This is a genomic window from Terriglobus saanensis SP1PR4, assembly GCF_000179915.2.
In the GTDB taxonomy this organism is placed as follows: Bacteria; Acidobacteriota; Terriglobia; order Terriglobales; family Acidobacteriaceae; genus Terriglobus; species Terriglobus saanensis.
Genome location: NC_014963.1, coordinates 2,188,250 through 2,208,681 on the forward strand (window position 1 = coordinate 2,188,250; position 20,432 = coordinate 2,208,681).

The following is a 20,432-nucleotide window of genomic DNA, read 5'->3' on the forward strand; positions in this document are numbered from 1 at the left end:
CGGGAGTTGAAGTTGGAACGCACGAAATTGAGACAGAACGCCATGCTTGCGAATGCACGCGAAGAACTCCACGACCTTAGCCAGCCTGTGACGGCGGTCTTATGCCTGCTTGAGTTGGCGAAGCTGCAGGGAGACGATAGGTCTATGCGAGAGGGCATCGACAATGCACTGAAAGAGTGTGCCCGACTGATGAGATCGGTCCAGCGCATGCGCTTCGCCCTGGGAGAACCAGAGGAGGAGGAAATCGTATGAGTTCAGTTCCTTTCAATTTCCAGGGAAGCATGGCTCCTGTACGCACGGTAATTGTGGTGAGCCCGGACGCTGCCGTTCGTTCGCGTCTGCGTCTGCTCCTCGCTGGCATGCGTTGGAGTGTGGCCGAGGCTGCAGGTGGGGCAGAGGCGATGGGACATCTTGATGAGCGTCCTCACGAGGCGCTTCTCGTCGATACGTGGCTCCCGGACCTTGAAGTGTCGGAGTTTTCGAAATGGGTAGGAGTCCACTTTCCTTCGATGGACCTCATTCATATCGATGGCGCACCAAGTTCTACTACACCACGGAGTCCGCGGCGGAATGAACTTCTACACGTTCTCCGGCAGATGGAAGAGAGTTCAGTCGGAGACGGGGCGGTGTGGAGATCTGCACCCCTCGTCGTTCCGCGTCTCGTCCCTTCGATCTTGCCTCCTGCGCCACGGATTGTCGTCAGCGAGCTCCGGGAACTGAATCGAGTCGAGCCGATATCGAAGACGCCCATCATGCATCTTCCGGGCATCGTTGGATCGAGCGTAGCCATGCGGGAGCTGGCAAGTATGGTGTCTATGGTCGCGCCGCGTTCGGCAACCGTTCTGATCGAAGGTGAGACGGGAACAGGAAAAGAGTTGGTTGCACTGGCGGTTCACCGGTTAAGCGATCGTTCGTCCAAGCCTCTGGTGGTGCTCAACTGCGCCGCTATTCCGGAGTCGTTGCTTGAAGCGGAGCTCTTTGGGCATACGAGGGGCGCATTTACGGGCGCTGTTCAGTCGCGCGTCGGACGCATCGAAGCGGCCAATGGTGGAACGCTTTTCCTGGACGAAATCGGTGAGATGCCTTTGGCCCTTCAGGCAAAGATGCTGCGTTTTCTGGAGTGCGGTGAACTGCAACGTATTGGCGATAATGAGATAAGCCGAGTAGATGTTCGCGTGGTTGCGGCAACGCATCAACCGCTGGAACAGCATGCTGCAGAGGGAAAATTCCGTCTCGACCTCTATCACCGTCTCGCGGTTTTTCCCGTCGAGGTCCCTCCGCTCCGTGAACGGATGGAAGATCTGCCAATGCTTGTCGAACACATCCTCTCGCAGTTAGGCCTGCGTTCGCAGGCGAAGCGAATGGGAGAAGGCACGCTGGAGATTCTTTGCGCGCATACCTGGCCCGGCAACGTGCGTGAACTGGGACATGTGCTGGAGCGCGCTTCGATTCTCTCGGGACAAAGTGCTGTCATTCAGCCCCCAGACATTCGCATCAGGTCTCGCAGTCGCGCTTCCTAAGAATTTCTTCATCTAACCAATAAGGCCGCTCTCAGAGAGCGGCCTTATTTTTTGGCCTTGAGAGTGCAACGTCCCTATCGACACTTCCAGAAGAAGCTTCAACTCAGGAGAAGGCGATGCAAATTGAGACACCGATGGCCGCTGCGCTCTCTCATTATCTCGATCTGTCCACACAGCAGATGAAGATGACCGCTGGAAACATGGCGAATGTGGACACGCCGGAGTACAAGACGCAGGGATTCGATTTCGAGCGCGAGTTTGCGAACGCGCTTCATAAGCCAGTGGGCCAGGCGGATTCGGCTCAGATCCAGAGCGCGGAAGTCGAGGGGTTGGTCTCCCGTCCCGACGGCAATAACGTCTCTATGGACAGGGAAGCAATGCAGCTGGCAAAGACGCAGCTCCAGTTCAAGACCGGTGTGGAGTTGCTCAAGCGGGAGTACTCCCGTGTCATGGATGCAATCCGGTCGGAGAGTAAATAGAGATGAACCTCTTCGGAATGATGGATATCAGTGCATCAGCTTTGCACGCGCAACGGGTACGCGCGGAGGTTGTTGCGACGAACATGGCCAATGCCGAGACTACGAGGACGGCGGATGGCGGAGCGTACAGCCGGAAGCATGTCCTTCTCGCGTCGGCGGAGAGCGGCAACACTTTTTCAAGTTCCTTCCGCCACGCGGGAAGTCTGCTGTCGACGCCATCGCAGACGGTCGAAGGTGGGGTGGATGTGACCTCCGTCGAAGGTGACGGCGCGCCACCGATCCGCCGATACGATCCCTCGCATCCGGATGCGGACAAGGACGGTTTTGTGGAGTATCCCGACATCAACCCACTGACGGAGATGGTGGATCTGATGGGGGCGACGCGCTCCTATGGTTTGAACGCGACGGCCCTGCAGGCAGAAAAAGGGATGGTCGTCGCATCACTCGATATTTTGAAGTGAGGTCGCGCAGATGACAGGTATTCAAGCGATCGTGAGTCAGATCGCGACGCAGGCTGTAGAGCAGCAGCAGCTCGCCGCTTCGGCTACCGGCGCAGGGCCGGCAGATAGCGGTGGCTTTTCGGAGATATTTCGTTCCGCCATGCGACAGACGGAGGAGTTGGATGCCAAGGCCGCGAAGTCTGTCACCGGGTTGCTAAGCGGCGATGGTGTAGAGGTGCATGAAGCGATGATCGCGACGCAGAAGGCGGAGATGGCGTTTGAGCTGGCTCTGCAGGTCCGTAATAAAGCGATCTCCGCTTATCAACAGATGATGCAGATGCAGTTCTAAGGTGCTTTCGACCTCATGGCAAATGAACTACAAAAGACAAGTTTAAGTCCCCAGAATGTCAAAGCGAAGGTGTTGGCTCTGACGGGAGAATTGCGCAGCCGCGTGGCCGCCATGCCGCAGCGTCAGCGAATGACGTTGCTTGCCAGTGCCTTCGCTCTTGCCGCATTCTGTGTGGCCCTGGTGTGGTGGACAGGGCGTACTGATTGGCGTCCGCTCTTTAAGGGGCTTGAAGGACGAGATCTCCAGCAGGTCGAGCAACAGCTTGGCTCGGCGGGGATTGCATATCAGCCGACACCGGATGGTTCAGGCATCGAAGTGGCCGCCGAACAGATGGACAAAGCGCGCATGGTGGTGGCGGCGAAGGGTATGCCCGGTTCGGGGCGCATGGGCTTTGAACTCTTCGATAAGCCCAACTGGGTCGGCTCCGAGTTTGATGAGAAGGTGAACTATCAACGCGCCCTTGAAGGCGAGTTGGAGCACACGATTGAGACCCTCGGTGCAGTGCGTTCAGCGCGTGTCCATCTCACGCTCTCGCGGCAGTCTCTTTTTGCCGCAGAAGAGCATCCCGCCACGGCCAGCGTTGTACTCAAAATGCGGAACGCTTCTCTGGCGCGAGATCAAGCGGCATCGATTCGTGCTCTCGTCGCGGGAGCGGTTGAGAATCTTCATCCAGAGCAAGTGGCGCTTGTGGATGCGGATGGACATTTCGACCTGAACGGCCCTACGCAAAGGGGCGAGGTCCAGGAGCAGGAGCAGGCACTGGAGCGAAAGCTGGTGGCTATGCTGGAACCGCTTGCCGGTACAGGGAATGTTCGCGCGACGGTAAATCTAAGCTTCGACTCAGAGGCAGAGGAGCGGACCGACGAGGTATACGATCCGCAGCAATCCGCTCCTGTCAGCATGCAGAGAAGCGAACAGAGTTCGACGCAGGCAAATCGCCAGGGCGCAGTCGCTGGCGCGGCTGCCAATATGCCGGGCCCCGCACCTGCTGTTCCGCCACTTCTGGCGACGCCTGAGAAGAAGGACGCGAACGGACTTCCGGTTTATCCGCAGGCTGGAGGGCCGTCGCAGGCTGTGCGAGAAGAGAGCAGCAGCTATGCAGTCACGCGACACCTTGTGCATACGCAGCGTGGTCCGGGGCGCGTGCAGCGGATTGTGGCTGCAGTCGTAGTCAACGATCGCGCGGTGACTGAAAAGGCTGGAAAGGACGGCGCGACTCTCTGGAAACAACGAACGCCGGAGGAGATGCGGCGACTTGAACAGCTTGCTCAGGCTGCTGTGGGCTTCGATCCCAAGCGAGCCGACCAGGTAGTGATTGAGAATATCGCGTTCTCCGAAAATGCCGCAGACGCCAGGCCAAACTGGTTTGAACGTCAGGCGGAACATGGCAGTAACTTCCTCCGCATGCAGCCAGTCTTGATTCGCACCTTAGGTGTGGTTGTTTGCGGCGCTCTTGTCTGCTTCTTCGTTCTTCGTCCGCTCGGCGAACAGGTGAGCAAAGCACTGCAGCCGGCGCTCCCGGCGCCAAGAACTGCAATCGACCTCAACATCCCTGTTCCTCCAGAGGGGGGACAGATTTCTCCCTCGCAGGTGCAAAGTACCTTCGAGGCTGTCAAGAATCAGATTCGAAGCGACCCGCAACAGAGCGCGCGTCTTTTGGAATCATGGATTGGATCTGGGAGGGGTGACTCATGAACGCGATGACGTATGGCAGCGAAGTTCCGGGTCTCCGCAAGGCGGCCGTTCTCATGATGAGCGTGGGAGACGAGCTCTCGACCTCACTCTTTCAGGGTCTGAGCGAAGACCACATTCAACGAGTGGTCGACGAAATCTCGCGCGTAGGCGAAGTGACCCTGACCGAGCAGGCCGAGGTGCTGACCGAATTTCATGACCTGCTGGAGACGCAGCAGGTCCTGCTTAGGGGTGGTCCGGACCAGGCGGAGAGGCTTCTTACGGACGCCTTCGGTAAAGAGCGAGCTGAAGATCTCATGGCGCAGATTTATCGTCTCCGGGAAAACTCCCATGGAGATCTCGCGGCGCTTCAGCAAATGGATCCCACGCAGCTGAGTAAATTTCTCGAAGGCGAACATCCGCAGACGATCGCTCTTGTGCTGGCGCACCTGCATCCAAAGCAGGGATCTGCGGTACTGATGCAGCTGCGCGAAGATTTGCGCGTCGAAGCCGTTCGCCGCCTGGCGGAGATGCGCCAGTTCTCTCCGGAGATGGCACAGAAGGTGGCACTCATTCTCTATCGTCGGATTGAAGCGCTAGGAGCCAATGGTCGCCGTTCCTATGCAGGATTCAAAGCCGTCGCCGACCTTCTTAATCGTCTGGATCAGAGCGCGAGTAGAAACATTCTCGACGAGATTGAACAGAAAGAACCCAAACTCGCCCTTGGAATTCGCAACCTGATGTTCACCTTCGATGACCTGATCACCGTCCCTTCAACCAGCATTCGTGAGTTGGTCAACGCGGTCGATAAAAAGGTTCTAGCGATCTCTCTTAAGACGGCGGATGAAAACCTGCGAACGCATGTCTTCCAGTGCATGAGTTCACGTGCTGTAGACATGCTGAAAGACGATATAGAAGCGCTTGGTCCTATACGTGGACGGGATATCTCACAGGCTCAGCAGGAGATGCTCGCGCTGGCGCGGCGACTCGATGCTGAAGGCAAGATCATTCTAAAGATGGAGGCAGACAGTGACATCACACTCTGAACAAACATGGGTAAATGAAGCGCCTTTTTTACCCGAAGGTGTTTCTCCACTGGTCTTTCGTTGCTTGGATCCGGAAGGAGAAGATCGATATGCCATAGCCCAAGCCCCCGAGCCGGTTGAGGAAACTGTCGTGGAGGTACTCTCCCCGCCGCGGCAGCCGGAGGCCATAGAGATCGCAAGCACTGAGATGCTGGAAGCGGCTTTCGAACTCAAGTTGAATGAAGAACGAGCCTCCCTCTCTCGAACTCTGGAAAACTTTACCGAAGAGCGGCGCAAGTACTTTGAAGGCGTAGAGGGCGAGGTGGTCCGTCTCTCTCTAGCGATCGCGGAACGTGTTCTGCATCGCGAGGTGGAGATGGATCCACTTCTGCTTGCCGGCGCGGCCAGGGTCGCTCTCGACAATGTAGCGGATCGCAGTGGCGTGATTCTGCGTGTTTCTTCTTCGGAGGTAGACGCCTGGACACAGCGTATGGGCCAAAGTCCGGATCCGCCGGAGTTGGTCGGAGACCACAGTCTCACCAAAGGTGAGTGTGTCCTTGAAACCCGCATGGGGACCATCGATCTAGGAATCCGCGCTCAGTTGAAAGAGATAGAGCGTGGATTCTTCGATCTCATGCTGCGACGTCCAGCCTTCGGAGTGTAAAGACGACCGTGCCGCTCGCCTCCTACTTCAACCGTCTGCAGCAACTACCGTCCGCACGGTGGTATGGCAGGGTGGTGGAGGCAACTGCACAGACCATCTCTTCCGATGGTCCGTCCTGTTCTGTAGGAGAGGCGTGCGAGATTGTCGATAGTAAAGGTGGGTACCACGCCGCCGAGGTGATCGGATTTCGTGGATCGCACCTCATCTCCATGCCGCTGTCGAGCTCCAGAGGCATTCGCTTTGGAGATCGTGTGATGACGACTGGAGAAGTTCCTTCTCTCGGCGTTGGCGAAGATTGTCTCGGACGCGTATTGGATGCCAGGGGCCGGCCTATCGATGAACGGCAAGCACCACGCGTCGAAACGTTTCGTCCGCTGGATGGCGATCTTCCTATGGCGATGCACCGGGTCCCGATTCAAACGCCTTTAGCCACCGGCGTCCGTGTGCTGGACGCCATGATGACGGTCGGGCGAGGCCAACGCGTCGGCATCTTCGGCGGATCGGGTGTGGGTAAGAGCACCCTGATCGGCATGATGACGCGGAATACTTCGGCGGACCTTACCATTGTGGGCTTGGTGGGCGAACGCGGCCGCGAGGTGCGCGAGTTTCTTGAAGACTCTCTCGGTGAGAAAGGGCGGCGGCGTTCGGTGACGGTGGTTTCTACCTCGGACGAGTCGCCGCTGATGCGTATGAGGGCTGCGCTCGCAGCAACGACGTTAGCTGAGTCTTATGCTGCCAAGGGAAAGCACGTTCTCCTCGTTTTGGATTCGCTCACACGCTATGCCATGGCAGCGCGCGAGGTCGGTCTGGCAGCGGGAGAACCGGCAGCGACCAAAGGGTACACTCCCTCTGTCTTTGCAAAGATGGCCCGTCTAGTCGAACGCGCTGGGAACTTCGGAACCGGAAGTATGACAGCGTTCTATACCGTTTTGATGGAGGGAGACGATCAGCAGGACCCTCTCGTGGACGCCGCTCGCTCGCTCCTCGACGGACATATCGTGCTCTCGCGCGAGATGGCGTCCGCCGGGATCTATCCTCCAGTGCATGTGCTCGACTCGCTCAGCCGCCTGATGCCGGCCGTGATCTCCGCCGAGCATCGCCAGGATGCCGCGAAGATCCGCCGCACCATGGCGACGTATGCACGCTCCGAAGACATGGTACGGCTGGGAATGTACAAGAGCGGGATGGATGCAGAGCTTGATCACGCCATTCGCATGCATCCGCGCATTCAGACTTTCTTTCAGCAGACGTCCGAAGAACGTGCGGACTACGCTTCTACTCTCGCTGCATTGCATGGTTTGGAAATGGCTTGAGCTCGCAACGTATTGCTTCTCTTCGACGTGTGCTCGCTCTCTGCCTCACCCAGGAGCGTGGAGCAAAGCTTGCCATGGCGCAATCGGTCCAGAGAGTCACCCTCATGGCGAAGCGTCTCGAGTCCCTGGAATTACGCCAGGCATCCGGACCTGTATCTGCTAGAAGAGAGAATAGCCTCGTCGGTGCGGAAGATCTTCTTTCGTCGGAGGCCCTGACCCTGATGCGCGAAAGAATCCTTCATGCGCTCCGTGCGGCACGTCTGGAACGAAACCAACACGAGCGAGAGTGGATGGAGAGACACAAGACCATGGAGCAGGTACGCGGCGTGTTGAATCGCCTCGAGATGGAAATAGACCGCATCATGCAGCGCCATGAGCAGCAGGAAATTGATGATCTTTACGCGGCCCGTCAGCTTTCACGCAGGAAAGATCAACCTTAGAATTCTCTAGTCTGATTTGGCTGTTTGCTTGCACCTGCAAGCACGAGGCATGCGCGTGATGACAGTTTCAGATATTTCGTCTAATTCGATCGACGTGATGCCCGGATCTGGCGATCAGGTTCAAGGCAACAAGGATACGAAGCACTCTGGATCGTTTGCGGATCTCTTTGCGAGTGCCAAGGGAACTTCCGGGACGCTCACCGAAAAGTCAGACGTTGGTCATGATAAATCGATTGAAAGCGGTACTGCGAAAAGCGAACCGAGCAAGTCATCCCCGGCGGGTAGTACCCCTGCTTTGAAATCGATTGAGGAGAAAACTCCGCAGACTGTTCCTGAGAAGGCCGAGGGGGAAGATGGAAAGAATCTTCAGGCTCCTAAAGATTCTGCAAAGACTGATGGCGTAAACGAAACGCAGGGCAGGCCGATTAAGCTCGCCTTAAAGCGAACAGACGCCCCTTCGGCGACAGAGGTCGCGCAGGATGCAGATATTGCCGCCAAGCTAGAAATTGCGAAGGCTGAGGGAGGTGCCGCCGATCCAGATAAAGCTACCGATAAGGGCAAGGGAATTCATGCCAAGGTTGCGCACAAGCTTGTCCTGATGACGTCTCATGCAGTTGAGTCGAACTCCTTCGCAGCACAGGCGACCACTCCGCCCTCTACATCTCAAGCCGCACTGACGCCTCCAGGCTCGCCTCTTCCTGCAGCGATCCCGGCGGCGCTCTCGCCGTCTTCTACTCAAGATGTGGCAAGCAAAGACGCGCCCCCAGTCACACCCGCACTGCGTACATCCATTGCCGTCACCGGCGCGGGGAAGCATGCCGTGGCGATAGCAGGGGGAGAAGATGCCGTTGCGGCTGGGCGGGTCGACAGCCTCATGCAGAAGGCCACAGAGCATGAAGCGGCGGCCGACGACCAGGGCAAGATGTCGTCTCCCTCCGTTGAGCCGACAGCCGAAAATCAGGCAGCGCTAAATGCGGGAATCGGCAGTTTTAAGGAAACACAAGCGCTCCAGCAAGTAATTTCTCCGCCGATGGCACACAGTGTGACCGTTGCAGGGGCGAAGGTCGCTGACCCGGGGAATAACGACGTCTCCTCTCCCATGCGACAGATGCAGATAGATACAGATACTGCGAACCAATCGGGGCAGATGCACATCGTCTCTGATCGCATGATTGAGATCAGCGTTCCCGATTCGCAGCACGGTCCTGTAAGTGTGCGTGCTGAGTTGCAGAGCGACGGAAGTGTCGCCGCGCAGCTTTTACCTCGGAGCGTCGCCGGACATGTCTCTCTGGTCTCCCAGACGAACGGACTTTCCGCCTACCTCTCGGAACATAGTCTCTCGTTGTCTGTCAGTGTTGTTGCGCCAGCGGCGTCCAGTGGCGGAAACCTGCCGCCAAATAATGCCTCCGGACATGCGCCCTCCGACGCGATGCAGTTCACGCAGCATCGAGAGGAACGTGGTTCGGCAGATCAGGGACGTAACAATGAAAAATCTTTCGATGATGCGGTCACTGCGCCCAGGGACGAAGAAGTACAGACCCGGCAGACCGCGCAAACTCTAACCCAATACACCAACAGATCTGAAGCAGGCAGACCCGGATGGATCAGTATCCGCGTCTGAAGAAAGGAATGAGATGAGTACAAGTGTTACGGGCACTCAACATCCCACGGCGTCCGCAGCAAGTGCAATGGACACCAGCACCAACCCTACAACCGCAACGAGCAATGACACCATCACCTCAGATGACTTCATGACTCTCCTTGTCGCGGAGATGCAAAACCAGGACCCCACAGCGCCGAGTGATCCCACGCAGTACATCCAGCAACTCGTCGGTGTCAATAGCCTCCAACAGCTCATCGGGATCAACACTGGCATCGGTGAACTGACCTCCAGCCTGGATATCCCACCCACCACCTAGACTACTCAAACTCAAGGAGCAGATATGCCTAGTTTCTCCATCGCGCTTTCCGGTCTCAAGGCCGACTCCGTTGCTCTCGATACCATCGGCAACAATCTAGCCAACATGAACTCGGTCGCCTACAAGAAGCAGAATGTCAATTTTTCCGATCTCTTCTATCAGACGATCGGGGTTTCAGGTGCGAACACACCGCAACAGGTCGGTTTAGGCACGCAAGTGAGCGACATCTCCACGGACTACACGCAAGGCGGTTTCAATCCAGGAGGAAGCTCGACGCAGATGGCCATTAATGGTGACGGTTTTTTCGTCGTATCGAATGGAGGCGTCCAGGAACTGACACGCAACGGTGACTTTCAGCTGGATTCGTCGGGCAATCTGATTACCAGCGACGGACAGAGTGTTATGGGATACGCTGCAACCGGTGGCGTGGTCAACGGAAACACCGCTCTTTCCGCGTTGAATATCCCCACGGGACAGACGCAGGCTGCAACGGCTACCACCGCCATCACCATGACCGCCGTTCTCAATTCGGGAGCTGCTGTAGGCACGTCCTTTAGTACTTCGACGCCAGCCTTTGACTCATTGGGCCAGAGCCACAGCGTCACAACGACTTTCACAAAAACCGGCGATAACACATGGGATTACTCCGTCACACTTCCGTCAGGCGATGCGGGGGCTGCCACAGGGAATACGGGAACACTTACCTTCGACAGCAACGGCGCACTGATTTCGCCGACGACCAATATCTCAAACATCAGCTTCACGGGGATGAAGGATCAGGCGAGCGACATGAATCTGCAATGGCCCTTGTATAACTCCACCGGAGGTGGACTTATCACGCAGACCGCTGTGACAGCCTCGTCAGCTAATTTCGCTGCGAACGGTTCTCCCAGCGGTAAATACCAGAGCTTTTCCGTAGATTCGACTGGAACGATCACGGCGCAATTCAGTAATGGCAACACAGAGGTGCTTGGGCAAGTTGCGCTCGCAACCGTTTCGAATGAACAGGGACTGACGCGCATGGGAAATGATCTCTATGTTGCCAGCCGCGCCTCGGGTTCGCCGAACGTTGGTGTGGCAGGTGTTGGCGGGAGGGGCGACATCGAAGGAAATGCGCTTGAGCTCTCCAATGTCGATATCTCTACCGAATTCGCGAACCTCATCGTCGCCCAGCGCGCCTTTGAGGCCAACTCCAAGACGGTGACGACCTTCGACACCGTAACCCAGGACACCATCGCCATGATTCGGTAGTCTCTTTCTGAAATTCCTCTAATGGCTGCTCGGAATCATTGGCAAGCGCCGTGCATCATGTCCTGGCATGAACAAAGATGCAAGCGCGAATGCTTCCGGGCAGCCAGCAAAGATCAACCTCGGATCTCTTCTGATCGTCGCAATCGTTGCTGCTGTTCTGTCGGCGGGCGGAGCAGCAGCAGTCTTTTACTTTCTCGCAAAGCGAATGGGTGTGTCTCCTTTCTCCGAGACGAAGACCTTCGATTCAAGGCAGGGAGCCGCTCAGACAAAGCAAGTCCCCTTCGAACCGATGCTTGTGAATCTGGCCGATAGTGACGGGCAGGCCTATCTGCGCCTGGGTGTGGTCCTTAGCGTTCTCGATGAGCCAGAGAAGGCAGGCAAGGAAAAGGTTGACGCCGCGCATCCTGTTTACGGGAGTGCCGCAATGCGCGACACCATTCTTTCCGTTGTAGGGGCGGAGAAGTCGGGCGATCTTCTGATGTCTTCGGGTAAGAGCGCCCTAAAAACGAAACTTCGCAGCGCGATTCAGCAGCGCGATCCAGCCCTCAAGATCGCGGATGTGTTTTTTACCGAATTTCTGGTGCAACGCTAAGTTATGTCAAACCCTTCTGGAAATTCGCTCCCAGCCCAGCCCGCTGGCACTCAGCCGATGTTCTCCCCTCCGCCGACGAGCGGATCCTCGATGGAGTCGCACCCGTCCTGGCCTGTGTTGTCGACGCTGCAGGTACGCATGAAAGTAGCGTTGCCACTGCCTCGCTTCTGTGTGCGCGATCTGCTTGCCCTCCAGCCTGGAAGCGTCGTAGGAAGCGGCTGGAATGAGACAGAGGACGTTCCGCTCATCGGGGGAGAGACGCAGGTCAGCTGGTGTGAATTTGAAACCGTGGAAGACCGCATCGCTGTGCGGCTGACCCGGCTGATCTAGGGAGAGGCAAGATGCTCAAGGAGAGAAGCGATGAAATGAGTCGTCTGGGCAGCCAGGTCGTGAACAATGACACGAGCACCGCATCGCTCGGTCTTCTGCGTCGCGTGGGTTTACGTCTTCTCGAAGTCGCCCATCGGGCCAGACCCGCACGGCGCATGCGCGTGGTGGAGTCACTTGCCTGTGGGGGCAAGGCGCAGCTGCTTCTGGTTGAAATTGATGGAAAGAGCTTTCTCGCTGCCGGTGGAACGGATGCCGTGCATACCCTGCTGGCTCTTCCGGGAGAATCTTCGTGAAGTCGGTGATGATTCTCTTTGGCATCCTTCTCACAATGTCTTTGCCGCTGTATGCGGCGCGCCTGCCGAAACAGGTTGACGCACCCGCGAGGGCGGCCAGGGCAACCTCGCCCAGTCGGGCCACGGGCGCATCCACGGGCGCCGGAGGGATCACGGTACGCTCTCTGTCGGATGAGCTGAACAGCTCCAGGATCGGCTCTTCCTGGGTCATCGCCCTGAGTCTGACGTTGCTGACCTTATTGCCTGCGATCATCCTGGCCATGACCCCCATGGTGAGGTTGTTAGTCGTCTTTCATTTTTTACGACAAGCACTGGGAACGCAGACGGCGCCGTCCAACCAGGTGCTCATGGCGCTTGGCCTGATGATGACTTGGTTCCTCATTCAACCGGTCGTGGTGCAGATCGAGCAACAGGCCATTGCACCGTATCGAGCGGAGACAATCACGCTGGAAGAGTGCATGGACCGCACCTCTGTACCCATCAAGCAGTACTTGCTCAAGTACGCGCGCGAAAAAGATCTCGCTCTCTTTGCCTCGGCAGGCATGTCCATACGCCCACAGACGCGGTTGGATATCCCTCTCCGTATCGTTATTCCGGCCTACATCCTGAGCGAACTGAAAGCTGGCTTTCAGATCGGCGCAGTCCTCTTTCTTCCATTCCTGCTGATTGACCTTGTTGTCGCCAGCATCACTACCTCCGTGGGCATGTTGCAGCTACCGCCCGTTGTCATTTCGACGCCAATCAAAATTCTCCTCTTCGTAATGGTGGACGGCTGGAACCTCCTTGCCGGATCTCTTCTGAAGAGTTTTTAGGAGCCTCGATGAATCCAGACCAGGTAGCAGAGATCGCACGTCATCTTCTGATGGAAGCTATGCTCTTGAGCGCACCCGTCTTGATCGCGAGTTGCCTTGTGAGCGTGATCCTCAGCCTACTGCAGACACTCACCAGCATTCAGGACCAGACGCTTACCGCAGTCCCACGTCTTCTGGTCGTCTTCGTTGCGGGCACACTGACGATGCCCTGGTTTCTGCGTCGCCTTGTTCTCTATACCGTTCATCTTTGGACAGACTTTCACCGGTATCTCGGATAATGATGCAAGCGTCCGCCTTCTCACCTGAGATCCTCAATCCGTGGGCCCACATCTTAGCGTCGGGGACGCTGGTCATGGTGCGTTTAGGCGGCGTGATCGCTCTCGCACCGCCATTCAATTCTCCGGGAATTCCACCACGCATCAAAGTGGGCTTCCTGCTGGCGATGACGATTCTACTTGCGCCGATTGCCGCTGGAATTCCCGAGGCACATGTCGATCTCGAGATAACCTCCGTGCTGGGAGAGATGGCGGTGGGTCTTCTTTTTGGATTTTCCCTCACGCTTTTAAATGAAGCGCTGCTCTTCGCTGGATCGCTACTGGGGATCAGCTTCAGCTTCTCGCTGGCCAATCTGTTGGATCCAAATTCGCGTGTGGATACGCCCGTGCTTGGCATTCTTCTGAACTGGTTCGGTATTTTGATCATCTTCGGTGCGGGACTCGATCGCCTTATTCTGGCGGCGGTCATGCGTAGCCTGGCGGTGGTGCCTCTCGGCCGAGCCACGATGCATCTAGGGGCAGTTCATCAATGCGTTGCGATGATCTCCGGCGTGTTCTTTGCCGGTCTGCAGCTTGCCACGCCGATCATGGCGGCCGCCCTCGCGGTGGAGGTTACCGTTGCGCTGATTAGTCGCTTTGCGCCCGCGCTCCCGGCGCAGGTCGTCGGCATTCCGCTGAAAACGATCGTCTCTTATGTCGTCCTCATTGGAGCTCTCGCGATCTGGCCAGGCTGGATCGAGCGCCACTTCTCTTCGTTGCTCGATGAAGCGCAAAGAATGGTGGCGGGATGAGTGAAGATCGTTCTGAAAAAGCCAGTGAACAACGAAAGAAGAAATCCAGGGACAAGGGCGAAGGAGTTCGCAGCCGCGAACTCAATGCTGCGTTTGCCATGATGGCGGGCATCCTGGTTCTGGGTGGCTCGGCGAGACGCTTCGTTCCTCTTTGGGCAACAGCGTACCGGGAGATGCTTTCGGCTCTCGGCCATACCGAGTGGACTCCGGAGAGCCTTTTGGATGCGGCCCGCATCCTGATTCTTCCCACGCTTGGGCCTGTGGCGCTTGTGATGGGGGCAGCGTTCTGCGGGGCCCTCTTGTCCGGCATGGTGCAGAGTGGAGGCCTACAGTTCCACGCAGAGGCCCTCGCGATTAAAACTACACGTTTGAATCCGTGGTCGAACCTGAAACAGATCGCCAGCGCACGTGCGCTGGTGCGGGTGAGCAAATCCCTTGTGCCAGCGGGCATTGTTCTTGCTCTTGGTATCTCCTGCCTTCATGGCGTGATGGATCCCATGGCTGTCCTGAGTAACTTTCGGCTTATGACTGCCTTCTCCGCCAGTTACGCGCTTCTACTCAATGCCGCGTGGCTGATGGTGGCGTGGGCGGGCTTCGACTATGTCATGGAGTGGAGAAGCTGGAACCAGCGACTCAAAATGTCGAAGCAAGAGTTGCGACAAGAGCACAAAGAAGCGGCTGGAGATCCCCAGGTCAAGGGCCGCATTCGTCAGATTCAACGGGCTATGCGCAAGCGCCGTGCGAAGGTTGATGTCTCCCGTGCCACCGTCGTTATCGTCAATCCAACCCATTTCGCAGTGGCGCTGGAGTTCAGCTTCGAAACCATGCAACCGCCGCGCGTGCTCGCCAAAGGCCGCGATCTGCATGCGCACGAAATCCGCGAAGAAGCCATGTGGGCGGGTGTACCTATCGTGGAAAACCCTCTTCTGGCGCGCTCCCTGTATCGCTCGGTCAAAGTGGGAAACACGATTCCGTTTGAACTCTACGCCGCTGTTGCCGGGATCTTGGCCTTTCTCTATCGGCAGGAAGTGGAACGCTCCGCACGCGCTTCCGCAGTCCGAAATCCTTCCCAAACCGTATCGCAGCCTGCCGAAGGAACCGGCGGAGGTCCTCAATGACATCGCCCATGGAAAAAGCCTCAGGCTCCTCTCGCTTCAATCAGATTCTTCTCCCCGTAACAGCCATCAGCATGGTCTTCGTCATGCTGGTGCCGGTGCCGAGCTTTGTCCTCGATCTGCTGCTTGCCCTTTCGATCGCTGCATCGGTGATGGTCTTCCTCACCGCCGTCCAGGTGCGTAAGGCAACGGAGCTCTCTGTCTTTCCCACACTTCTCCTTCTCCTCACCCTGTTCCGGCTCTCGCTCAACCTAGCGTCCAGCCGCATGATTCTGCTGCATGGGCAGGACGGAACGCATGCCGCGGGTTCCGTTATCGAGGCCTTCGGGCAGTTTGTCGTAGGTGGAAATTACGTCGTTGGCTTTGTCCTCTTCCTCGCGCTTACGGCGATTCAGTTCCTTGTGGTTAGCCATGGTGCTGTGCGTACCGCGGAGGTCACGGCACGTTTCACACTGGACGCGCTGCCTGGAAAACAGATGGCCATCGACGCGGATATGAACGCTGGCCTAATCGACGAGCATGCGGCCCGTAAACGGCGCGAAGTGATCGCACGCGAAGCAGAGTTCTATGGAGCCATGGACGGCGCGGCGCGCTTCAATCAGCGGGATGCTCTCGCGACCATCCTGATCACCGCGATCAACATCATCGCTGGCCTGCTGATCGGTGTGATCCAGCAGGGCGTCGATCTGGCTGAAGCAGTCAAGACGTATACGATCCTGACCGTCGGCGACGGTCTGGTCACGATGATCCCCAGTCTGCTTGTGAGCATCGCCGGGGGCATGATCCTCACACGTGCCTCGTCTGCTGGCTCGTTGGACGAAGAGCTCGGCACACAACTCTTTGCCAAGGGCAAAACCCTCTGGATCGGTTGTGGCGTCCTGGTTTCGCTGGCCCTGGTGCCGGGTCTCCCTAAGCTGGCTTTTCTGCTCATGGCAGTCGGTCTAGGTTTACTCGCGAAGCGCGCCGATACCTCTGAGGCCGCAGCTTCCTTACAGAGCGAGCTTGCCGTGGAAGATGGGAAAGGAGCTGCAGGTCCAGGCGGCGAAAATCTCGCTAGCCTGTTACGCATCGATGAACTCACGCTGGAGATCGGCTTCCAGCTCATTCCGCTGGTCGACGAGGCCCAGGGAGGCCAGATGCTGAACCGCGTTCGTGCACTACGCAGGCATCTCGCGACGGAGCTCGGCTTCATTGTGCCGTCGGTACACATTACCGACAACCTTCGCCTCAAGCCACGCGAATACGTGATTTCGCTGCGGGGAACAGAGATCGCACGCTGGCAGACGGAGCAGAACTTCCTGCTTGCCGTGAACTCCGACCCAAAGGCGCGACCGCTTGCGGGAATCGAGACGCGTGAACCGGCCTTTGGCGTTGCCGCGCGTTGGATTCAGCCGGGACTGGAAGAAGAGGCGCTTGCCTCCGGATATTCCGTCGTCGATCAGGCGACGGTCATCGGCACCCACTTGGCTGAGATGATTCGTCGCCATGCCTACGAACTGTTGGGACGAGCCGAGACCAAGCGTCTTCTCGATTCGCTGAACGAGTCCCATCCCAAATTGATCGAAGAGCTTGTCCCCAAGCTCATGAGTCTCGGCGAGGTCCAACGCGTACTGCAACAGCTGCTGCGAGAACAGGTGTCGATCCGCGATCTGGGCACCGTCTTGGAAACCATGGTAGAAGTTGCGCAACAATCGAAAGCTCTCGTTCATATGGTCGAAAGCATTCGCCAATCTCTTGGACGAAGACTTGTGCATCCATTGCTCGACAGCAACGGGAATCTCGAAGTCATGACGCTCAATCCGCAGATGGAGGCGGGCCTGGTTTCTACCTTCAGTCCAGAGTCTTCGCAACTCGCCCTGGAAGACGGAGAAAATTTCTCCGCGGCGGACTTTCCACGTCGCCTGCTCGAATCTTTGAAAAAGCTAACCGGAAACTCTCAGGGTTCGGCCATTCCCGTGCTTCTTTGTCCTTCGCCGGCCCGTTATCACGTGCGCCGGTGGTTGGAACCGCTTGTGCCACGTATTACCGTCCTCGCACCGTCGGAGATTCCGCCTGGAATCCGCGTCAGAAGCCTGGGCATGATCGGTTAGTGGTGAATAGCGGAGTGGAAGGAGAGAAGTATGGCCACTGCAAATGCATCCCCCGCCGCCCCATACGCAGTGGGTGGAATCGAATTCTCTGACGATCTGAAAGAGCTCGGCGATCTTTCACTGCTCGCAGGGGAAGAAGCCCCGAGCTCCACGACGTACGGTGCAGAGTCTCAAAGTGCTGGGCGAACCCTCTCGGACGCCGAACGAGACCAGCTCCTTGTCGAGCATTTCCCAACGGTTCGCTATGTGGCTCGGCGCATCCACGAGCGTCTGCCGCAGCATATGGAACTTGACGACCTCATCGCCGCAGGCATGATTGGTCTGATCGACGCGTTTTCAAAGTTCGACCACTCGAAGAAGGTTCAGTTCAAAAGTTATGCGCAGTTCCGTATTAGGGGGGCGATCCTGGACTCTCTGCGTACGTTGGATTGGAGCCCACGTGAACTGCGACGCAAAGGCAGAGCCGTAGAAGAAGCGATTCGTGCGGTCACCCAGCGATTTGGCTGTGTTCCCGCCGAACAGGAGATTGCTCGGGAGATGAACCTTTCTCTCAGCGAGTATCAGGGACTTCTGGGCGAACTCAAAGGTCTTGAGATTGGCAGCCTTCATGCGGAAAGGGGAGAAGACTCCGGCGAAGAAGAGCTCGCCTATGTCCCAGGATCTCCCGAAGATGGCCCACTCTTTCGTTGCCTCAAGGGAGAGCTGAAGCAGCATCTTATGGAAGCCATCGACGACCTGCCGGAGCGCGAACGTATGGTCCTCACGCTTTATTACTACGAAGAGTTGACCATGAAAGAAGTCGGTCTCACTCTCGGTGTCGTCGAGTCGCGTGTCTCTCAGATTCACTCCTCCGCCGTGGCCCGGCTGCGTGTCTCGCTTGCCGAGCTCGCAAACAAAACATCATCGAAAAAATAAAGAAAGAGGGAAGACGGTATCCATGAGCAGTAATCCCTCGATGCCTCACTTGGGCGACGCCAACGAGCGCTATACCTTCAGCCGTGCCGGACACATCGGCCCGGAACAACTCCGTGCTCTGCACAATATGCAGGACCAATTCGCGCGTAACCTCACCCATACGCTCGGCGCGTGGCTTCGCACCTCGTTTATTGCAAACCTTGTCGCGACGGAGCAGAAACTCTTCAGCGGTTTTCTCGCGACGGTTCCTGAGGCGGCTTATGTGGCGTCCTTACGTCTGGAGCCTCTCGGCGTTCACGGGGCGCTGCTGATCGATCTTAATCTCGTGTCGCCAATCGTGGATCTTCTACTTGGCGGAAGTGGCCGTGCAGGCGAGGTACGCGATCTGACGGAGATTGAAGAGGCTATCCTCTTCTCTGTTTCAGAGATGATTGCCCGCGAGTTCAACGTAGCCTGGCAGGCCTCGGGCATCCACTTCGCCACAGAAAAGCGCGAACGGGAGGGCCAGCTCCAGCGCTTGATGGGATATGTAGAGAAGACGCTTTGTATGACGTATGAAGTGGTCATGCCGGAGGCCAGGGGAAATCTCGTCTTCTGTATTCCGGCAGTCTCCCTCAGCTCCATCTTGCGCAAGATGATTTCGCAACGCGATCGACCGCGACGTCGCTCGTCCGAGTCCCGTCTTCGCGTCGAAGACCGTATTGTCCAGTCCCGTTTTTCCGTGGCTCTCCAGTTTCCCCAGATGCGTCTTGGAGCGCACGAGATCATGGAAATGCAGGTTGGCCAGGTTGTTCGATTGCCGCTTCCACGGAACACGATGGCGGAGCTTCGCGTAGGCGCAGTCACCGCCTTCCGCGCGCATCCGGTTCGTGCGGGAGAACATCGTGCCGCCCAGGTCGGAACGGGACAAGTGCCTCCCGCAAACCACATTACGCCGCACATGGCGTCATCCTCACAGGCACCACCGCCCACAGGCGAGGAGAATATTCCGTGGAACAAGTAAATGAAAATGACCCGACCGTTACACCAGCGCTCGATCTGCTTATGGATATCGAGCTGGATGCCACGCTTCAGTTCGGCGCGCGCGAGATGCAACTCAAAGAAATTCTTGCGCTCAGTCCCGGCGATGTCATTGAACTCGACCGGAACGTCTCCGATCCCGTCGACCTGGTCATCGGGGACCGCATCGTCGCACGCGGTGAGGTGGTCGTACTGAACGGCTACTTCGCTCTCAACGTTACTGAAGTAGCCGCGCCGCAACTTCGTCTTGAGAGCATTCGCTGCTATCTCTAATTTCTCTTACAAACATGCTCCTCTGTGGTTACAAGACTCTAACGATTTGACTCTAGGGTTTGGTCATTGAAGTGCCACTTATCGCAGTATGGATAGTGGACTTTATGCCGCGTACAACGGCCTGCTTGCTCGCACGCAGGCGCTCGATACGGCTGCAAACAATCTGTCGAATACAAACACGGTCGGCTTCCGTGCACAGCGGGATTATTTCCGTGGCGTTCTGGCCGGGATGCCTCCGGGCGATTTGGAGAGTCAGGTTGGCGACGCCGTAAACTCCTTCGGAATTCTCGGCGGAAATACGCTGGATCTCTCTCAGGGAGAGATTACCGCCACCGGTAATCCGTTGGATCTGGCGTTAGATGGAAGTGGATTTTTTGCAGTTCAGACGACACATGGCACCCGCTATACGCGGGACGGTGGATTTCTCCGAGCTGCTGATGGAACTCTGGAGACGCGCAGGGGCGATGGGGTTCTGGACGCCACGGGGAAGAAGATCATTGTTCCCTCAGGCGAGGTTCAAGTGGGCGGGGACGGGACGATTTCTGTCCTCACGGCAGAGGGCAGCGCCATTGCAGGCAAGCTCGGCATCCTGAACTTCAAAGGAAGTGACCTTTCGGCAGAAGGTGCCAATCTTTTCGTTGCGCGCGAAGGGGCAACGCCCATCGCTTCCGAGGCGCGTGTGCAGGAGGGGAGCCTTGAAGGGGCCAATCAGGATGCTGTCCACGGAACGATGCAGCTTCTACTTATGCAGCGCCAGGCAGAGATGATGCAACGCGCCGTCAACCTCTTCTCCAACACTCTGGATAAAACCGCCGCCGAAGATCTCGGCAAAGTTTAGCGAGCCATCAACGCCTC

25 protein-coding genes are annotated in these 20,432 nt (G+C 57.3%); all 25 read left to right on the forward strand.

The features are described 5' to 3' along the window. The first annotated feature begins 12 nt into the window (after positions 1 to 12). The 25 genes from ACIPR4_RS08990 to ACIPR4_RS09110 all read left to right on the forward strand — a co-directional run bounded on the left by ACIPR4_RS08990 (position 13) and on the right by ACIPR4_RS09110 (position 20,415). Positions 13 to 252 carry a hypothetical protein gene (locus ACIPR4_RS08990; protein ID WP_013568346.1) on the forward strand — a complete coding sequence of 80 codons (240 nt, stop codon included), beginning with the start codon at positions 13 to 15 and terminating at the stop codon, positions 250 to 252. After that, a complete protein-coding gene (locus tag ACIPR4_RS08995) occupies positions 249 to 1,520 on the forward strand; it encodes a sigma-54 interaction domain-containing protein (protein WP_013568347.1) in 1,272 nt (423 codons plus the stop codon). Before ACIPR4_RS08990 ends, ACIPR4_RS08995 begins: the two co-directional genes overlap by 4 nt. Before the next feature lie 116 nt (positions 1,521 to 1,636). After that, a complete protein-coding gene (gene flgB / locus ACIPR4_RS09000) occupies positions 1,637 to 1,999 on the forward strand; it encodes a flagellar basal body rod protein FlgB (protein ID WP_013568348.1) in 363 nt (120 codons plus the stop codon). Between the two features lie 2 nt (positions 2,000 to 2,001). After that, positions 2,002 to 2,460, forward strand: a complete 459-nt coding sequence (gene flgC / locus ACIPR4_RS09005; protein ID WP_013568349.1) for a flagellar basal body rod protein FlgC — start codon at positions 2,002 to 2,004, stop codon at positions 2,458 to 2,460. A gap of 10 nt (positions 2,461 to 2,470) precedes the next feature. Continuing rightward, positions 2,471 to 2,788, forward strand: coding sequence for a flagellar hook-basal body complex protein FliE (gene fliE / locus ACIPR4_RS09010; RefSeq protein WP_013568350.1), 318 nt, complete (start codon positions 2,471 to 2,473; stop codon positions 2,786 to 2,788). Between the two features lie 15 nt (positions 2,789 to 2,803). Further along, complete coding sequence (gene fliF / locus ACIPR4_RS09015) at positions 2,804 to 4,483, forward strand: flagellar basal-body MS-ring/collar protein FliF (RefSeq protein WP_013568351.1); 1,680 nt, start codon at positions 2,804 to 2,806, stop codon at positions 4,481 to 4,483. Then, positions 4,480 to 5,505 (forward strand): flagellar motor switch protein FliG, encoded by a 1,026-nt coding sequence (gene fliG, locus ACIPR4_RS09020; protein ID WP_013568352.1) that lies wholly within the window; start codon positions 4,480 to 4,482, stop codon positions 5,503 to 5,505. The genes fliF and fliG overlap by 4 nt, the downstream gene beginning before the upstream one ends. A gap of 130 nt (positions 5,506 to 5,635) precedes the next feature. Next, positions 5,636 to 6,148 carry a FliH/SctL family protein gene (locus tag ACIPR4_RS09025; protein ID WP_041586013.1) on the forward strand — a complete coding sequence of 171 codons (513 nt, stop codon included), beginning with the start codon at positions 5,636 to 5,638 and terminating at the stop codon, positions 6,146 to 6,148. Between the two features lie 8 nt (positions 6,149 to 6,156). Then, positions 6,157 to 7,461, forward strand: coding sequence for a FliI/YscN family ATPase (locus ACIPR4_RS09030; RefSeq protein WP_013568354.1), 1,305 nt, complete (start codon positions 6,157 to 6,159; stop codon positions 7,459 to 7,461). Then, positions 7,458 to 7,901, forward strand: coding sequence for a hypothetical protein (locus ACIPR4_RS09035; protein WP_013568355.1), 444 nt, complete (start codon positions 7,458 to 7,460; stop codon positions 7,899 to 7,901). The genes ACIPR4_RS09030 and ACIPR4_RS09035 overlap by 4 nt, the downstream gene beginning before the upstream one ends. Before the next feature lie 55 nt (positions 7,902 to 7,956). Further along, a complete protein-coding gene (locus ACIPR4_RS09040; protein WP_187290273.1) occupies positions 7,957 to 9,522 on the forward strand; it encodes a hypothetical protein in 1,566 nt (521 codons plus the stop codon). A gap of 13 nt (positions 9,523 to 9,535) precedes the next feature. Further along, positions 9,536 to 9,820: a flagellar hook assembly protein FlgD gene (locus ACIPR4_RS09045; protein ID WP_013568357.1), complete on the forward strand. Its 285-nt coding sequence runs from the start codon at positions 9,536 to 9,538 to the stop codon at positions 9,818 to 9,820. Positions 9,821 to 9,844: 24 nt separating this feature from the next. Then, positions 9,845 to 11,071: a flagellar hook protein FlgE gene (locus ACIPR4_RS09050; RefSeq protein ID WP_013568358.1), complete on the forward strand. Its 1,227-nt coding sequence runs from the start codon at positions 9,845 to 9,847 to the stop codon at positions 11,069 to 11,071. A gap of 67 nt (positions 11,072 to 11,138) precedes the next feature. Then, the gene (locus ACIPR4_RS09055) at positions 11,139 to 11,663 is read left to right on the forward strand and encodes a flagellar basal body-associated FliL family protein (RefSeq protein ID WP_013568359.1); all 525 of its coding nucleotides are present in this window, start codon (positions 11,139 to 11,141) and stop codon (positions 11,661 to 11,663) included. Between the two features lie 3 nt (positions 11,664 to 11,666). Continuing rightward, the gene (locus ACIPR4_RS09060; protein WP_083811904.1) at positions 11,667 to 11,993 is read left to right on the forward strand and encodes a FliM/FliN family flagellar motor C-terminal domain-containing protein; all 327 of its coding nucleotides are present in this window, start codon (positions 11,667 to 11,669) and stop codon (positions 11,991 to 11,993) included. 35 nt (positions 11,994 to 12,028) lie between these two features. Continuing rightward, the gene (locus ACIPR4_RS09065) at positions 12,029 to 12,286 is read left to right on the forward strand and encodes a flagellar biosynthetic protein FliO (protein ID WP_187290274.1); all 258 of its coding nucleotides are present in this window, start codon (positions 12,029 to 12,031) and stop codon (positions 12,284 to 12,286) included. Beyond that, positions 12,283 to 13,098, forward strand: a complete 816-nt coding sequence (fliP, locus tag ACIPR4_RS09070; RefSeq protein ID WP_013568362.1) for a flagellar type III secretion system pore protein FliP — start codon at positions 12,283 to 12,285, stop codon at positions 13,096 to 13,098. Before ACIPR4_RS09065 ends, fliP begins: the two co-directional genes overlap by 4 nt. A gap of 8 nt (positions 13,099 to 13,106) precedes the next feature. Next, positions 13,107 to 13,376, forward strand: coding sequence for a flagellar biosynthetic protein FliQ (locus tag ACIPR4_RS09075; protein ID WP_013568363.1), 270 nt, complete (start codon positions 13,107 to 13,109; stop codon positions 13,374 to 13,376). Continuing rightward, a complete protein-coding gene (locus ACIPR4_RS09080; protein ID WP_013568364.1) occupies positions 13,376 to 14,164 on the forward strand; it encodes a flagellar biosynthetic protein FliR in 789 nt (262 codons plus the stop codon). The genes ACIPR4_RS09075 and ACIPR4_RS09080 overlap by 1 nt, the downstream gene beginning before the upstream one ends. After that, positions 14,161 to 15,282 carry an EscU/YscU/HrcU family type III secretion system export apparatus switch protein gene (locus ACIPR4_RS09085; protein WP_013568365.1) on the forward strand — a complete coding sequence of 374 codons (1,122 nt, stop codon included), beginning with the start codon at positions 14,161 to 14,163 and terminating at the stop codon, positions 15,280 to 15,282. Before ACIPR4_RS09080 ends, ACIPR4_RS09085 begins: the two co-directional genes overlap by 4 nt. Continuing rightward, positions 15,279 to 17,369 carry a flagellar biosynthesis protein FlhA gene (gene flhA, locus ACIPR4_RS09090; protein WP_013568366.1) on the forward strand — a complete coding sequence of 697 codons (2,091 nt, stop codon included), beginning with the start codon at positions 15,279 to 15,281 and terminating at the stop codon, positions 17,367 to 17,369. The genes ACIPR4_RS09085 and flhA overlap by 4 nt, the downstream gene beginning before the upstream one ends. A gap of 30 nt (positions 17,370 to 17,399) precedes the next feature. Then, positions 17,400 to 18,284 carry a sigma-70 family RNA polymerase sigma factor gene (locus ACIPR4_RS09095; protein ID WP_013568367.1) on the forward strand — a complete coding sequence of 295 codons (885 nt, stop codon included), beginning with the start codon at positions 17,400 to 17,402 and terminating at the stop codon, positions 18,282 to 18,284. Positions 18,285 to 18,306: 22 nt separating this feature from the next. Further along, entirely contained in the window at positions 18,307 to 19,287 is a 981-nt protein-coding gene (locus tag ACIPR4_RS09100; protein ID WP_013568368.1) for a flagellar motor switch protein FliM, read from the forward strand. Beyond that, positions 19,275 to 19,577 carry a FliM/FliN family flagellar motor switch protein gene (locus ACIPR4_RS09105; protein WP_013568369.1) on the forward strand — a complete coding sequence of 101 codons (303 nt, stop codon included), beginning with the start codon at positions 19,275 to 19,277 and terminating at the stop codon, positions 19,575 to 19,577. Before ACIPR4_RS09100 ends, ACIPR4_RS09105 begins: the two co-directional genes overlap by 13 nt. Positions 19,578 to 19,665: 88 nt before the next feature. After that, positions 19,666 to 20,415, forward strand: a complete 750-nt coding sequence (locus ACIPR4_RS09110; RefSeq protein ID WP_013568370.1) for a flagellar hook-basal body protein — start codon at positions 19,666 to 19,668, stop codon at positions 20,413 to 20,415. Positions 20,416 to 20,432: the final 17 nt, after the last annotated feature.

Excerpts from the sequence above, each read along its gene's own strand:
- ACIPR4_RS08995 (WP_013568347.1), top strand. The coding sequence starts at position 249 with ATGAGTTCAGTTCCTTTCAATTTCCAGGGAAGCATGGCTCCTGTACGC.
- flgB (WP_013568348.1), top strand. The coding sequence starts at position 1,637 with ATGCAAATTGAGACACCGATGGCCGCTGCGCTCTCTCATTATCTCGAT.
- flgC (WP_013568349.1), top strand. The coding sequence starts at position 2,002 with ATGAACCTCTTCGGAATGATGGATATCAGTGCATCAGCTTTGCACGCG.
- fliE (WP_013568350.1), top strand. The coding sequence starts at position 2,471 with ATGACAGGTATTCAAGCGATCGTGAGTCAGATCGCGACGCAGGCTGTA.
- fliF (WP_013568351.1), top strand. The coding sequence starts at position 2,804 with ATGGCAAATGAACTACAAAAGACAAGTTTAAGTCCCCAGAATGTCAAA.
- fliG (WP_013568352.1), top strand. The coding sequence starts at position 4,480 with ATGAACGCGATGACGTATGGCAGCGAAGTTCCGGGTCTCCGCAAGGCG.
- ACIPR4_RS09045 (WP_013568357.1), top strand. The coding sequence starts at position 9,536 with ATGAGTACAAGTGTTACGGGCACTCAACATCCCACGGCGTCCGCAGCA.
- ACIPR4_RS09050 (WP_013568358.1), top strand. The coding sequence starts at position 9,845 with ATGCCTAGTTTCTCCATCGCGCTTTCCGGTCTCAAGGCCGACTCCGTT.
- ACIPR4_RS09055 (WP_013568359.1), top strand. The coding sequence starts at position 11,139 with ATGAACAAAGATGCAAGCGCGAATGCTTCCGGGCAGCCAGCAAAGATC.
- ACIPR4_RS09060 (WP_083811904.1), top strand. The coding sequence starts at position 11,667 with ATGTCAAACCCTTCTGGAAATTCGCTCCCAGCCCAGCCCGCTGGCACT.
- ACIPR4_RS09065 (WP_187290274.1), top strand. The coding sequence starts at position 12,029 with ATGAGTCGTCTGGGCAGCCAGGTCGTGAACAATGACACGAGCACCGCA.
- ACIPR4_RS09075 (WP_013568363.1), top strand. The coding sequence starts at position 13,107 with ATGAATCCAGACCAGGTAGCAGAGATCGCACGTCATCTTCTGATGGAA.
- ACIPR4_RS09080 (WP_013568364.1), top strand. The coding sequence starts at position 13,376 with ATGATGCAAGCGTCCGCCTTCTCACCTGAGATCCTCAATCCGTGGGCC.
- ACIPR4_RS09085 (WP_013568365.1), top strand. The coding sequence starts at position 14,161 with ATGAGTGAAGATCGTTCTGAAAAAGCCAGTGAACAACGAAAGAAGAAA.
- flhA (WP_013568366.1), top strand. The coding sequence starts at position 15,279 with ATGACATCGCCCATGGAAAAAGCCTCAGGCTCCTCTCGCTTCAATCAG.
- ACIPR4_RS09095 (WP_013568367.1), top strand. The coding sequence starts at position 17,400 with ATGGCCACTGCAAATGCATCCCCCGCCGCCCCATACGCAGTGGGTGGA.
- ACIPR4_RS09100 (WP_013568368.1), top strand. The coding sequence starts at position 18,307 with ATGAGCAGTAATCCCTCGATGCCTCACTTGGGCGACGCCAACGAGCGC.
- ACIPR4_RS09110 (WP_013568370.1), top strand. The coding sequence starts at position 19,666 with ATGGATAGTGGACTTTATGCCGCGTACAACGGCCTGCTTGCTCGCACG.